At 66.7% G+C, this 13,488-nt stretch carries 14 protein-coding genes and 1 other RNA gene; 11 read left to right on the plus strand and 4 right to left on the minus strand.

Features of this window, described 5'->3' with window-relative positions; all coding sequences use genetic code 11:
- Window positions 1-42: 42 nt before the first annotated feature.
- The gene (locus FOH10_RS04890) at window positions 43-1,473 is read left to right on the plus strand and encodes a glycosyltransferase family 39 protein (protein WP_143979794.1); all 1,431 of its coding nucleotides are present in this window, start codon (window positions 43-45) and stop codon (window positions 1,471-1,473) included.
- Between the two features lie 337 nt (window positions 1,474-1,810).
- Here the strand turns inward: FOH10_RS04890 and hisN are convergent, their stop codons facing one another.
- Both hisN and FOH10_RS04900 read right to left on the minus strand, forming a co-directional pair.
- Window positions 1,811-2,596, minus strand: coding sequence for a histidinol-phosphatase (gene hisN / locus FOH10_RS04895; protein ID WP_143979795.1), 786 nt, complete (start codon window positions 2,594-2,596; stop codon window positions 1,811-1,813).
- 58 nt (window positions 2,597-2,654) lie between these two features.
- Entirely contained in the window at window positions 2,655-3,248 is a 594-nt protein-coding gene (locus FOH10_RS04900; protein WP_143979796.1) for an NADPH-dependent FMN reductase, read from the minus strand.
- Window positions 3,249-3,464: 216 nt separating this feature from the next.
- On the opposite strand from FOH10_RS04900, the gene FOH10_RS04905 reads away from it, so the two are divergent.
- From FOH10_RS04905 to ssrA, 10 genes are all read left to right on the plus strand, one after another.
- Complete coding sequence (locus FOH10_RS04905) at window positions 3,465-4,316, plus strand: helix-turn-helix domain-containing protein (RefSeq protein ID WP_143979797.1); 852 nt, start codon at window positions 3,465-3,467, stop codon at window positions 4,314-4,316.
- A gap of 365 nt (window positions 4,317-4,681) precedes the next feature.
- On the plus strand, window positions 4,682-5,800 hold the full coding sequence (prfB, locus tag FOH10_RS04910; RefSeq protein WP_029931833.1) for a peptide chain release factor 2: 1,119 nt from the start codon (window positions 4,682-4,684) through the stop codon (window positions 5,798-5,800).
- Window positions 5,801-5,887: 87 nt separating this feature from the next.
- Window positions 5,888-6,745, plus strand: a complete 858-nt coding sequence (locus tag FOH10_RS04915; protein WP_029931834.1) for a mechanosensitive ion channel family protein — start codon at window positions 5,888-5,890, stop codon at window positions 6,743-6,745.
- Entirely contained in the window at window positions 6,732-6,929 is a 198-nt protein-coding gene (locus tag FOH10_RS04920; protein WP_143979798.1) for an Rv3103c transmembrane domain-containing protein, read from the plus strand. Before FOH10_RS04915 ends, FOH10_RS04920 begins: the two co-directional genes overlap by 14 nt.
- 57 nt (window positions 6,930-6,986) lie before the next feature.
- Window positions 6,987-7,676, plus strand: a complete 690-nt coding sequence (gene ftsE, locus FOH10_RS04925; protein WP_029931836.1) for a cell division ATP-binding protein FtsE — start codon at window positions 6,987-6,989, stop codon at window positions 7,674-7,676.
- The gene (ftsX, locus tag FOH10_RS04930) at window positions 7,676-8,581 is read left to right on the plus strand and encodes a permease-like cell division protein FtsX (RefSeq protein ID WP_143979799.1); all 906 of its coding nucleotides are present in this window, start codon (window positions 7,676-7,678) and stop codon (window positions 8,579-8,581) included. The genes ftsE and ftsX overlap by 1 nt, the downstream gene beginning before the upstream one ends.
- Before the next feature lie 186 nt (window positions 8,582-8,767).
- The gene (gene recQ / locus FOH10_RS04935) at window positions 8,768-10,807 is read left to right on the plus strand and encodes a DNA helicase RecQ (protein ID WP_143983864.1); all 2,040 of its coding nucleotides are present in this window, start codon (window positions 8,768-8,770) and stop codon (window positions 10,805-10,807) included.
- A 97-nt stretch (window positions 10,808-10,904) separates the two neighbouring features.
- Complete coding sequence (locus FOH10_RS04940; protein ID WP_143979800.1) at window positions 10,905-11,138, plus strand: WLR motif membrane protein; 234 nt, start codon at window positions 10,905-10,907, stop codon at window positions 11,136-11,138.
- 51 nt (window positions 11,139-11,189) lie between these two features.
- Entirely contained in the window at window positions 11,190-11,663 is a 474-nt protein-coding gene (smpB, locus tag FOH10_RS04945) for an SsrA-binding protein SmpB (protein ID WP_029931840.1), read from the plus strand.
- Between the two features lie 133 nt (window positions 11,664-11,796).
- Window positions 11,797-12,169, plus strand: a transfer-messenger RNA (tmRNA) gene (ssrA, locus tag FOH10_RS04950).
- Window positions 12,170-12,245: 76 nt separating this feature from the next.
- On the opposite strand, the gene FOH10_RS04955 is transcribed toward ssrA, so the two are convergent.
- Window positions 12,246-12,671 (minus strand): tautomerase family protein, encoded by a 426-nt coding sequence (locus tag FOH10_RS04955; protein WP_143979801.1) that lies wholly within the window; start codon window positions 12,669-12,671, stop codon window positions 12,246-12,248.
- Window positions 12,672-12,702: 31 nt separating this feature from the next.
- On the minus strand, window positions 12,703-13,404 hold the full coding sequence (locus FOH10_RS04960) for an SDR family oxidoreductase (protein ID WP_425326129.1): 702 nt from the start codon (window positions 13,402-13,404) through the stop codon (window positions 12,703-12,705).
- Between the last annotated feature and the right edge of the window lie 84 nt (window positions 13,405-13,488).

Here is a 13,488-nt window from a genome sequence, read left to right on the forward strand (position 1 = left end):
GGTACCCGCGCCGAACCGGACCCGGTGTGGGACGGTAACGATATGTACTGGGTAGCGGGGGTTTTCGCGGTCGTCCTCGGAGTGGTCGCCGATCGGTACGGCTACCACCGCGACGAGATGTACTTCCTCGCGGCGGGGCGGCGACTCGACTGGGGATACGCCGACCAACCGCCGCTGACACCGCTGATCGCTCGAGCCATCTCGACCATCGACGCGGATTCGCTGGTGCTGCTGCGGCTTCCGGTGATCGTGGCAGCCACTGTCGTGGTGATCTGCGCCGGGCTCGCGGCACGGGAACTCGGTGGTGGGAAGGCCGCGCAAGCGCTGGCGTCGGCCTCGGTGGCGGCCGCGGCGCTGGTCATGGCGGCCGGGCATCTGTTCGGTACCACGATCATCGATCTCGCGGTGTGGTCGGGTGTGGTCGTTCTGCTGCTGCGATTGCTGCGACCGGAAGCCGACCCGCGGCTGTGGCTCGCGGTGGGGGCGCTCGCGGGGTTCGGGCTGCTGAACAAGGCGCTCATCGCGGTCCCGCTGGTCGTCACGGCGTTGTGCTTCGCCGCGATCGGCCCGCGAAAGATATTCGCCACCAGGTACTTCCCTCTAGCCGTCCTGCTCGCGGCCCTGCTCATATCGCCCTATCTGGTCTGGCAGGCCCGGCACGGCTGGCCGCAATGGGAGGTGAGCAGGTCGCTGGCGGGCGGATCGTCGGGCACCTCGGACACGCCGCTCACCTTCATACTCCTGCAATTGGGGTTGATCGGACCGCTGCTGGTGCCGCTGTGGGGGTACGGGTTGTGGTGGCTGTGGCGGCGACCGCCCTATCGCGCATTCGCTCTCACCTACGGCGTGCTGTTCGCTCTCTATGCCGTCGCCGGCGGGAAGGCGTACTACCTGGGTGGAATGTATCCGCTGCTGCTCGCCGCCGGGGCGGTGGGACTCGAGCGGTGGTACACGGCGCGTCGGGTGCGCGCGGTCGGCGTCGGTGCCGTGGTGGGCGTCGGCGCGGTCGGGTCGGCGCTGCTGTTCCTGCCGGTGCTCCCGATCTCCGCGGTTCCGGAATCGCCGGTGCCGGCGGTGAATTACGACGCGGGGGAGACCATCGGCTGGCCGGAGTTCGTACGGCAGATCGCCGAGATCCGATCCGAGGTCGCACCCGACGCCGAACTACTCACGTCCAACTACGGGGAGGCCGCCGCCCTCGAACGCTTCGGCGCGGCGTACGGGCTGCCGACGCCGCACAGCGGGCACAACGCCTACTGGTGGTGGGGTCCGCCCGCCGACGGCCGGTGGGTGTTCACGGTGGGTATTCCGCGAGCGGAGGTCGAAAGCCTGTGTCACGAACCGGAATCGGTGGGGCGGATCGACAACGGATTCGGTATCGACAATGACGAACAGGGTGCGGAGCTGTTGCTGTGCCGCGACCCGCGCAGGTCATGGGGTGAAATGTGGGCTATGATGCGTCATCTTGGATAATGTTCTGACACAACGCAATTGCGATGATCGAAGTTCAAACCTCCTTGTTTTCAAAGCGATTCGCTGCGTTGCAAGATCTGTATAACGAGGAGTTTTATGCGGTTATTTCGATCTCATAGCGTCAACTGTCAAGGGGCACTACGTTTTTCACCGAGGCGAAAGGAGGAAGTCATGTTGTCAGGACTCGTCTCTGTAGTCGTTGGTTTGCTCGGTGGTCTCGTCGGGGTGCTGATCGGCCCCATGGATGGTGGCGGCACCGGATCCGCCTGATTCCACTCCGGACAGCAGAACGCCCCCGCGATGGAGCGGGGGCGTTCTCGGCGTTTCCGGCGCGAACTCAGCTCGCCAGCGCGGCCAGCACCACGTCGTGCAGCAGCCCATTGGTGGCCACCGCGCTGCCGCCGTGCGGGCCGGGGGTGCCGTCCAGGGCGGTGAAGCGGCCGCCCGCCTCCCGAATGAGAATGTCCAGCGCGGCCATATCCCACAGGGACAGTTCGGGTTCGGTGACGATGTCCACCGCGCCCTCCGCCAGGAGCGCGTACCCGAAGAAGTCGCCGTAGCCGCGCACCCGCCACACCTCGTCGGTGAGCGTGATGAGCTGATCCCGGCGGCCGATATCACGCCAGCCCGACAGGCTGGAGATCGCCAGACTGGCCGAACCCAGCTGCGGCACCGCCGACACCGAGATCGCCTTCGGCTCCCCGGACTCGAAACTGCTCCACGCCCCCGCCTCCCGCGCCGCCCACCAGCGCCGCGCCAGCGCCGGAGCGCTCACCACGCCCACCACGGGCACGCCGTCCTCGAGCAGCGCGATGAGCGTCGCCCACACCGGCACCCCGCGCACGAAGTTCTTGGTCCCGTCGATCGGATCGACCACCCACTGCCGCCCCCCGAACTCGGCCTCCCCGCCGAACTCCTCACCCAGCACCGCATCCTCCGGCCGCTCTGCCGCCAGTATCGTCCGGATCTCCCGCTCCACCGCGAGATCCGCATCCGACACCGGCGTCAGATCCGGCTTCGAGTCGATCTTCAAATCGAGCGCACCGAACCGATCACGGGTAATCCCATCGGCCGCGTCGGCCAGCCGCAGGGCGAGTTCGAGGTCACTGGAATACGAGGTCACGCCCCAAACCGTAACCTGTCACCCGCCACCGGACACCTCCACCGCGACCTGCTCTCGATCACACGCTCACCGGCTCCGTGCGGGCGGCGGCCAGGGCGGCCGACCACCAGTGGAGTTCGTCCAGCATGGCGGTGGCGGCTTCTTCCGGCCCGGACGGGTCCAGGAGCTTTCCCTCGGCGTCGAACAGGAGGTAGAAGCGGGGGAAGGAGACGTAGCTGCGGACGGTGTGGGCGTGGAGTTCGTTGAAGACCTGGCGCAGGTGCTCGATGGCCAGGATGCCGCCGCTGTTGCCGCTGTAGCCGACGAACGCGATGGCCTTGCGGTTCCACTGGGTGAAATGCCAGTCGATGGCGGCCTTGAGGGAACTCGGGTAGCTGCGGTTGAACTCCGGGGTGACGATGATGAACGCGTCGGCCGCGCCCAGACGTTCGGTCAGGTCGACCATCCCCGCCGGGCGGGGTGGGTTGGGGTCCATGAGTGGGGAGACCGCGGGCAGGGCGTGCGGCAGCTCCATCTCCGCCAGGTCGATCAGATCCACCTCGAAGCCGCCGTGAGCGCGGGCGTACTCGGTGATCCAGTTGGCGACCACCGGGCCGAAGCGGCCCTCGCGAACACTGGCGATGATCACCGCGAGGCGCAGGGTGTCGGACATGGGAACTCCTTCATAAGTGGAGCGGCGCGGCTGGCCGCGGTCGCATACGGGTGTTGGTGGCGACCTGTGGTCGATGCGTCTCCGCCGTCAGGACCGCGCTGTCTGCTCGGTCGCCGAATTCGACTCTGCCGCCGCGGTGCTGTGGCCGGGAGGCCGCGCCGAGAGTGGTAGTGGCAGGGCCACTCTCCGGGGAGCGGACGCTGTTACGTTCGAGCCGTGAGTGATAACGAGATGGGGTTGTTCCTGCGTAGTCGGCGCGAGGCCGTCACGCCCGCGGCCGTGGGGCTGCCCGCCGGGCCGCGGCGACGCACGCCCGGCCTGCGCCGCTCGGAACTCGCCACCCTTGCCGGGGTGAGCGTCGAATACCTCACCCGATTGGAGCAGGGGCGCGACCGGCATCCCTCGGCGGAGGTGCTGTCGGCGCTGGCGGACGCACTGCGGCTGACCTCGAGCGAACGCATTCACCTGTATCAGATGCAGAAGGCCGGCCGCGGCTTCCACTGCCTGGGCGGCGCGCAGCCCAACCGCGAGGTGCGCCCCGCCGTGCTCGCCATCCTGGACCGGCTCGAACCCGCGCCCGCCGCCGTGCTCAACCGGCTCGGTGAGGTGCTGGCCTGCACGGAGAGTTATCGCGGGCTGATGGAACCATCGGGTCTGCTCGATGCGGGACTGCCCGCCAACTTCACCCGCTACGTGTTCACCGACCCTCGCGCCCGCACCGTCTACCTGGATTGGGCGCACCTGGCCGACGCCACCGTCGCCACCCTGAAGGCCGGTCCCTTCCGCTCCGACGCCCTGGTCGCGTCCCTGGCCGACGAACTCGCGGTCACCGTCGGCCCGGAATTCACCGACCGGGTGCTATCGATACCCGGTTTCGCCGCCGCCAACGGCATTCACCGCCTGGCCCATCCCGAGGTCGGCGAATTGCGCCTGGCCTGGGAGCGCCTGGACCTCTCCGCCGACGACGACCAGCACATTCTCGTTCACCTCCCCGCCGACGACCCCACCGCCGCGGCCCTCGACCGGTTGATGGGACGCCGTCCGGGCGGTCTGCGCGCGCTCGGCTGAGCGGTGGTCACGGTAATCCCTTGGGCGGTAATCTTTTCCACTCGTCACCGGTGTGAGCGCGGCGTATCATGTGCACCGTGATCGATCGAAGCGAATCCCAGAGAGCCGGGTCGCGCGCCGTGCGACGAGGCATCGGCCGGCCGCGCTCCGAGGTTTGAAGAGAACCGGCCGCGCCGGATCACCCTGCGGCCGACGACTCCCCATCGACACGCCATTCCGCCGCTCGCTCCGGGACAGCCCGCCCGAGGGTGGTCGACCCATCGGATTCCCCCGGTCCCGACCGGCGATATGCGTGCACAACCCCGTCGCGGCACCCGAGCCGGGCGCTTAAGTTTCGGAGAGGCGGCCCTGTAGCCTTGAACACCGTGCATCCTGACGTCTCCGCTGATCTTGCCGAACTCGACGCGACCCTGAAGACCGTCGAGTCGGTGCTCGATATCGACGAGTTGGTCCGCCGCATCGACGAGCTGGAGCAGCAGGCCGCCGACCCGGAGCTGTGGAACAACCAGGAACACGCCCAGGCCGTCACCAGCGAGCTCTCGCACGCCCAGGGTGAACTGCGCCGCGTGCGTGACCTGCGGCAGCGGCTCGAGGACCTCCCCGTGCTCTACGAACTCGCCGAGGGCGAGGAAGGTGAGGCCCGCGCCCAGGCCGTCGCCGACGCCGACGCCGAGCGCTCGGCTCTGCACGCCGATGTGGAGGCCATGGAGGTCCGCACCCTGCTGTCGGGCGAGTACGACAAGCGTGAGGCGCTGGTCAACATCCGCTCCGGCGCGGGTGGCGTGGACGCCGCCGACTGGGCCCAGATGCTCATGCGCATGTACGTGCGCTGGGCGGAGCGGCACAAGTACCCGGTGGAGATCTACGACACCTCCTACGCCGAGGAGGCCGGTATCAAGTCGGCCACCTTCGCCGTCAAGACCCCGTACGCCTACGGCACCCTCTCGGTGGAGATGGGTACCCATCGCCTGGTGCGCATCAGCCCGTTCGACAATCAGGGCCGCCGTCAGACCTCCTTCGCCGAGGTCGAAGTGCTACCCGTGGTCGAGACCACCGACCACATCGAGATTCCGGACAACGAGGTGCGCGTCGACGTGTACCGCTCCTCCGGTCCTGGCGGTCAGAGCGTCAACACCACCGACTCGGCGGTGCGCCTGACCCACATCCCGACCGGCATCGTGGTCACCTGCCAGAACGAGAAGTCGCAGCTACAGAACAAGATCTCGGCCATGCGCGTGCTCCAGGCCAAACTGCTGGAGCGCAAGCGGCAGGAGGAGCGCGCGCAGATGGACGCGCTCAAGACCAACGAGGGCGCGTCGTGGGGCAACCAGATGCGGTCCTACGTGCTGCACCCGTACCAGATGGTGAAGGATCTGCGCACCAACTACGAGGTCAACAACCCGTCGGCGGTGCTGGACGGTGACATCGACTCCTTCATCGAGAGCGGGATCCGCTGGCGCATGCAGCAGAATCAGGATGCCTGAGCACGGGCGGCATCCGATGGCGGATGTCCGGCGACAACCAGTAACCCTTTGCGGCACCATCACTGAGCGCTGACTCGAGGTACAACCATGCAGATGCTGCTCGCCGCGAGCACCGCCTCGGACTTCGGCAACTGGGTCCGGTCGAGCGGACTCGAGATCGTACTGCTGATCGTCGGCGCGATGCTGTTCAGCCGGTTCGTGACCTACGTGCGCGATCGGGTGACCCGCCGGATCGACGCCGGATTCCGCAGCAGTGATTCGCTGGTGCGCTCGGAGGCGGCCAAGCATCGGCATGCGCTCGCCCAGGTGCTCACCTGGGTGGTGCTGTCCCTGGTGTACTTCCTGGTCGGTTTGGAAGTATTGCAGCGCTTGGGCTTTCAGCTCGGCGGGCTGGTCGCCCCGGCGGCGGTGCTCGGTGCGGCGCTCGGTTTCGGCGCGCAGCGCATCGTGCAGGACCTGCTGGCCGGTTTCTTCCTCATCACCGAAAAGCAGTACGGCTATGGTGATGTCGTTCGCATTGCGGTAACGGGCTCATCACAGGATGCTGAAGGTACGGTAGAGGACGTCACCTTGCGTATCACCACGCTGCGCAACGCTGACGGCGAAGTGATCACCGTACCCAATGGTCAGATCGTGAAAGTTATCAATCTGTCGAAGGATTGGGCGCGTGCGGCCATCGACGTGCCCGTACCCGCCAGCGCCGACATCAACCGGGTCAACGAGATCCTGCACGAGGTCGGCAGCCGGGCTTTCGCCGATCGCAAGCTCAAATCGCTGTTGCTCGACGAGCCGACCGTCATGGGTGTCGAAGATCTCACCGTCGACCAGATGAACATCAAGATGGTCGCCCGGACACTGCCGGGCAAACAGTTCGAAGTAGGGCGCGAGCTGCGGGTGCGGGTGGCCGCGGCGCTGCGCCGAGAGGGTCTGAGTGAAACTGCGTAAATCACCGGGCTTCACGCTGAAAGCCCGCAAATCCACGGCGATTCTGATGACGGTATGGGTCGCGACATTCGTGCTGTACGTCTTCGTCAAGCCCGAAGCGTCGCAGCGCCCGGCGTATACCCCCATCGTCAACTCGGTGCTCAACAATGACGCGAAGGACGGTGGGACACCGCCGCCGCGCTGACCTCGAGGCCGCGCGGCGCGCCGGAGTGTCCGGCGCGTCTGGCTACACTGGCTCCCCGTGATAACCCTGCGGAACGTCACCAAGTCCTACAAGACCTCGACGCGACCCGCGCTGGACAACGTCTCCGTCGATATCGGAAAAGGCGAGTTCGTCTTCGTGATCGGGCCGTCCGGTTCCGGCAAATCGACGTTCATGCGTTTGCTGCTCAAAGACGAGAAGCCGACAGCGGGCGAGGTCTGGGTGGCGGACTTTCGGGTGGACCGGCTACCCGGGCGCAAAGTGCCCAAACTGCGGCAGCGCATCGGCTGTGTCTTCCAGGACTTCCGGCTGCTGCAACAGAAGACGGTCGAGCAGAACGTCGCCTTCGCCCTGGAGGTGATCGGCAAGAAGGGTTCGTTCATCAACCGCGCGGTGCCCGAGGCGCTGGACATGGTGGGGCTGTCGGGCAAGGCGGACCGGTTGCCCAGCGAACTCTCCGGTGGTGAGCAGCAGCGCGTCGCGCTCGCCCGTGCCTTCGTGAACCGGCCGCTGGTGCTGCTGGCCGACGAACCCACCGGCAACCTCGACCCGGATACCAGTCAGGACATCATGACGCTGCTGGAACGCATCAATCGCACGGGCACCACGGTGGTGATGGCCACCCACGACAACACCATCGTCGACGCCATGCGGCGGCGCGTGGTGGAACTCGATCGCGGCCGACTCGTGCGCGACGACGAGACCGGCGTATACGGGGTGGGCCGGTAATGCGCGTCGGATTCCTACTCGGTGAGGTGTTCACCGGTCTGCGCCGGAACATCACCATGACCATCGCCATGATCCTCACCACCGCGGTGTCGTTGACCATGCTCGGCGGCGGTCTGCTCGCGGTGCGCATGGCGGACAAGATCGAGAACTTCTACATGGACCGTGTCGAGATCCGGCTGTATCTCGACGACACCGTCTCCACCACCGACCCGGACTGCCTGGCCGAACCCTGTAAATCCCTGCAGGCGGACCTGAAGGCGAACGACAAGGTGGCGAGCGTGCAGTTCGTCAACAGCGAGGAGGCGGTGAAGGAGGTCAAGGAGACCACCTTCAAGGATCAGCCGGGGTTGGCCGACGAGGTCACCAAGGAGGGGCTGCCCGCGTCGTTCCGCGTGAAATTGACCGACGCCGAGAACTACCAGGCCATCTACGACGAGTTCGCGACCCGGCCGGGCGTGATGACGGTGCTCAATGACAAGGACATCGTCGACCGACTGGTCAGCTTCTTCGTCGGATTGCGCAATGCCGCATTCGGTTTGGCGCTGCTCCAAGCGTTCGCGGCGCTGCTGCTGATCGCGAATATGGTGCAGGTGGCGGCCCTGGCCCGCAAGACCGAGGTGGGCATCATGCGCCTGGTGGGAGCGACCCGCTGGTATACGCAGCTGCCATTCCTCCTGGAAGCCGTGTTGGCCGCGCTGGTGGGTTCGGCGCTGGCGGTGGCGGGACTGTTCATCGCCAAACCGCTGGTGATCAATCGGGCGCTGGGTGATCTGTTCGACAATCGGGTGCTGCCGGGTATCAGCGGTGACGACATCGCGGCGGTGTCGTTCGTCATCCTGCCGGTGGGCGTCGGTTTCGCCGCGCTGACGGCCTACGCCGCGCTGCGGTACTACGTGCGGGAGTGAGTGTCCGCACATCGCGACGATATCGGCGCACCCCACCCGAATCGGGTGGGGTGCGTTGTCTTTCGGCCGAAACGCGGTGCGAGAACGGAGAAGCGGTGCGAAGTCTCGCGGAGACCGGACAACGGGGTTCCGCTGTCGGCGGCGATCCGTAGGATTGCCGGGGTGAGTGCCCCGGAGATCGAGACCATGTCCGCAACTGGTGCCGACGTCGGCAGCAAGGCCGCGCACGAGGTGCTACGTCGGGTATTCGGTTACGACAGTTTCCGGGGGCCGCAGGCGGACATCGTCGACCAGGTGATCTCCGGCGGTGACGCGCTGGTGCTCATGCCGACCGGCGGCGGCAAATCGCTGTGCTATCAGATTCCGGCGCTGGTGCGACCCGGTGTGGGTGTGGTGATCTCACCGCTCATCGCGCTCATGCAGGACCAGGTGGACGCGCTCAACGCCCTCGGTGTGCGCGCCGGATTCCTCAACTCCACCCAGTTCCCCGACGAACGGCGCACGGTGGAGGCGCAATTCGTGGCGGGGGAGTTGGACGTGCTCTACCTCGCCCCGGAACGGCTGCGGCTCGACGCCACGGCGCAGTTGCTGGACCGCGGCAAGATCTCCGTCTTCGCCATCGACGAGGCGCACTGTGTCTCGCAGTGGGGCCACGACTTCCGGCCGGACTATCTGGCGCTGTCCATGCTGCACGAGCGCTGGCCGGACGTGCCGCGCATCGCGCTCACCGCCACCGCCACCGAGGCCACCCGCAAGGAGATCGCCCAGCGGTTGGATCTGACCGGGGCCAAACACTTCGTCGCGAGTTTCGACCGACCGAACATCCAATACCGGATCGAGGCCAAGAATCGGCCCGAACAGCAACTGCTGTCGTTCATCCGAACGGAGCACGCCGGGGACGCGGGCATCGTCTACTGCCTGTCCCGCAATTCGGTGGAGAAGACGGCGGCCTTCCTGACCGCCAACGGCATCGAGGCGGTGCCGTATCACGCGGGGCTCGACAATCGCACCCGGGCGACCAACCAGGCTCGTTTCCTGCGCGAGGACGGTCTGGTCGTCTGCGCCACCATCGCCTTCGGCATGGGGATCGACAAACCCGATGTGCGCTTCGTGGCGCATCTGGATCTGCCGAAATCCGTGGAGGGCTACTACCAGGAGACCGGTCGCGCCGGACGTGACGGGCTCCCGTCCACGGCGTGGATGGTCTACGGCCTCAGCGATGTCGTGCAGCAGCGCAAGATGATCGACCTGTCCGACGGTGACGCCGCGCACCGCCGACAGTTGCAGCTGCATCTCGACGCCATGCTGGCGTTGTGCGAGACGGTGGAATGCCGCCGCACCCAGTTGCTCAACTACTTCGGCCAGACCGGGGAGAAGTGCGGCAACTGCGACACCTGCCTCACCCCGCCCGAGTCCTGGGACGGCACAGTCGCGGCCCAGAAGGTGCTGTCCACGGTGCTGCGGCTGAAGCGCGAGCGCGGCCAGAGCTTCGGCGCGGGCCATATCGTCGACATCCTCGTCGGCAAGCGCAACCCCAAGGTCGAACAGCACGCCCACCACGAACTCAAGGTCTTCGGCGTGGGCACCGAACTGCGTGACATCGAATGGCGCGGCGTCGTCCGCCAACTCCTCGCCCAGGGACTGCTGGCCGTGCACGGCGATTACGGCGTGCTCACCCTCACCGAGGCCAGCAATCAGGTGCTGTTCGAGAAACGCGAGGTGAAGCTGCGCCGCGAACCCGAACGCGCCAAGGCTGCCCGGACACCCAAGTCCAGCAAGGCGTCCCGGCTGGCGGCCGCGGACATGTCCCCGGCCGACAACGAGCTGTTCGAAAAGCTGCGGGCCTGGCGGGCGGGCGTCGCCAAGGAACAGGGCGTCCCCGCCTACGTGGTGTTCCACGACGCCACCCTCCGCGAGATCGCCTCCCGCAAACCCGCCTCGCTGGCCGATCTCGGCGGCATCTCGGGTATCGGCGAGGGCAAGCGCGCCAAGTACGGCGAGGGCGTGCTCGAGGTCGTCGCCGGAGCCGGTGTGGCATCGCCCGCGTCCGCGGGAGGTGCCGGCGCAGCGTCCCGGCCGTCCTCGCGGTTCCCGGGGGACGAGGTGCCGCGAACGCCGACCCGCACCGGCCGTGCGGCGGCATCGGCATTCGACGCTCCCGACGACATTCCGCTGCCCGAGCCCCCGCCGGAGTACGACGAGGTGCCGCCGCCCGACTGGGACTGACGGCGCGCTACAGCGCCACTTCCCGGCAATCCTGCGGTCCGGTATCGACCGTGCGAATGGAGGCATAAAACGCCCTGGTTGGGGATACCTTTCGGACATGGATTCCGGTAACGGCGCTGGTGACGAACTCGAAACCGAGCGGCCACCAGAGGCCGAGGCGGCGGACGCGGGAGTTGTCCCACCGCCGCGAGTGCACGAGATCGTGGATACCGGCTGGTTGGGGCCGCGGCGCGCACCGCGCCGCGGCCGCCCCCGGCTGACCACGATCGTCATGTCCGCCCTGTGGATCGGGACCCTGCTGCTCTACCTGTGGCTGCAACGCGGCGGTTAGCACGGCCCGACCAGGGAATAATCCCGTTGCCCGACCACTTAGAGTGGTGCTGTGAAAGAAAAGGGTCGCAAGGTCATCGCCACCAACCGCAAGGCGCGGCACAACTACACGATCCTGGAGACCTTCGAGGCCGGGGTCGCGCTGGTCGGCACCGAGGTGAAGAGCCTGCGGGAGGGCAAGGCATCGCTGGTCGACGCCTACGCCACCATCGACGACGGCGAGGTCTGGCTGCGCGGTCTGCACGTCCCCGAATACGGCCACGGCACCTGGACCAATCACGCCCCGCGACGCACCCGCAAACTACTCCTGCACCGCCGCGAGATCGACAAGTTGACCGGCAAGACCAAGGAGACCAGCCTCACCCTGGTCCCGCTGTCCATGTACTTCAGCGACGGCAAGGTGAAGGTCGAACTGGCCCTGGCCAAGGGCAAGCAGGACTACGACAAGCGCCAGGACCTGGCCCGCCGCACCGCCGAGCGCGAGGTCACCCGCGAGATCGGCCGCCGCATCAAGGGCATGCGCTGACCACCCCTCACCTGCGCGGTTCGTGTCAGCCACGCCACAGCGGGATAATGGAATGATCCGCCGGTCGCGGAGTGTTAAAGTTACAAGCCCGGTCGCGAGACCGGGAGTTCATCTGGATCGATGAACACAGCTCGGGGCTGAACGGTTTCGACTGCGTACGTTGATTCAGGGGAAGCGTGTCGGTGCAGGCAGGAGACCACCGTATAAGCGTCGCTGTAACCCTATAAGCGCCGATTCTCATCAGCGCGACTACGCTCTCGCTGCCTAAGCAGTAGAGCGTGTCTGTCAGCCCGGGTTCGCCCTCGACCCGGTCCCTGGCATCAGCTAGAGGGCTCTACCGTCCGCCGCGGCCGCGGCGTCGGACGGGACATCAAACAGCGGCTGGGATCGTCATCTCGGCTTGTTCGCGTGACCGAGAGATCCGAGCAGAGGCACAGCGAACTGCACACGGAGAAGCCCTGAAGATGCGGCGGAGGACCCGGGTTCGATTCCCGGCAGCTCCACTCGGAAGGCCCCCTGACCTGGATTCCAGGTCAGGGGGCCTTCTTCGATTCCGGATCAGCGCTACCGCGCTGCGCGTACTCAGTAGGCGAAGGTGGAATTTCGTTTTGCCCAGTCTTTTTCGGCGTCCGAACCGCCCGGCGGCGGGACCAGTCCATTGATCATCCAAAGATCCTCGCTGGTCTCGTCGGCGTGGAACTCCCAGTGCAGGCCGGGGAGTCGTTCCAGTTGGGGTTGCAGCATGCTCCGGATCCACTGGGCGGTGCGGCGGCGGCTGGCCTGGTCTGGGTTGCGTCGGGCGATGTGGTCGATGGTGATGCGCACGCCGACGGGGGTGGATTCGCCGCCGACGTAGAAGTTCTCGGGGCGGACCTCTTGGAACAGGGTGACCACGTAGAAGCGGGGCAGTCCGACCTGTTCGTAGTGGTCGGCGATGCGGGTGGCGAGCTCGCGTTTTTCGGCCTCGGCGAAGGTTCCGGGGGTGTGGTGAATTGTCCACAGGGGCATGGTGATTCGTCTCCTCGGTAGGTGGTGGGTGTCAGCTGGCGGCCGGGAAGGTCAGCCGCTCCACGGATCCGGACAGGGCGGCCTTGACCGCCACCGTCACGTCGTCGGCGAGCACCTCCGTGGCGCCGGATTCGAGGCCGTCGAGAATGCGCGCGGCGATCTCGACAGGTGTGGCCTTCGGCCGCTGGATAGCCGAAACCATGTCGGTGTCGATGAATCCCGCGTGCACGCCCACTACCTGGGTGTGCTGGCTCGCCATTTCGATACGCAGTGAGTTGGTGACCGACCACGCCGCGGCTTTCGACGCGCCATAAGCCCCGCTGCCCGCCAACCAGGACAGCACCGAATGCATATTCACCAGCGCGCCACCGCCATTGGCGGCGAGGATGGGGGCGAAGGCGCGTGCCACCCGCAGCGGACCCAGTACGTTCACGTCGATCGTCTCACCGACAGTGTCGAACTCGCCTGTCAGCAGGGCTGCGGGCAGCAGCACACCGGCATTGTTGAACACGAGTTCGGTGTCGGTCGCCATCCTCGCCAGCGCCGCCACCGAATCCGCCGCCCGCACCTCGAGTTCGGCGGTCACCACTTCCGGCCGCTCGTCGTCGTATGCGGAGCGCGCGGTGGAGTACACCTTGCGCGCTCCGCGCCGCAGTAGTTCGTCCACCAGTGCCGCGCCGAGCCCGCGCCGCCCGCCGGTCACCACCGCCACCTTGCCATCTATCGCGACCACCGCATCCTCCATCTCGGTAACGACATCGTTAGTTAGATGCAAGCACAGCGGCGCTGAATAACGCAAGCGTTAGTTACAATGCGG

The sequence above is a fragment of the Nocardia otitidiscaviarum genome (assembly GCF_007362295.1).
GTDB lineage: Bacteria > Actinomycetota > Actinomycetes > Mycobacteriales > Mycobacteriaceae > Nocardia > Nocardia otitidiscaviarum.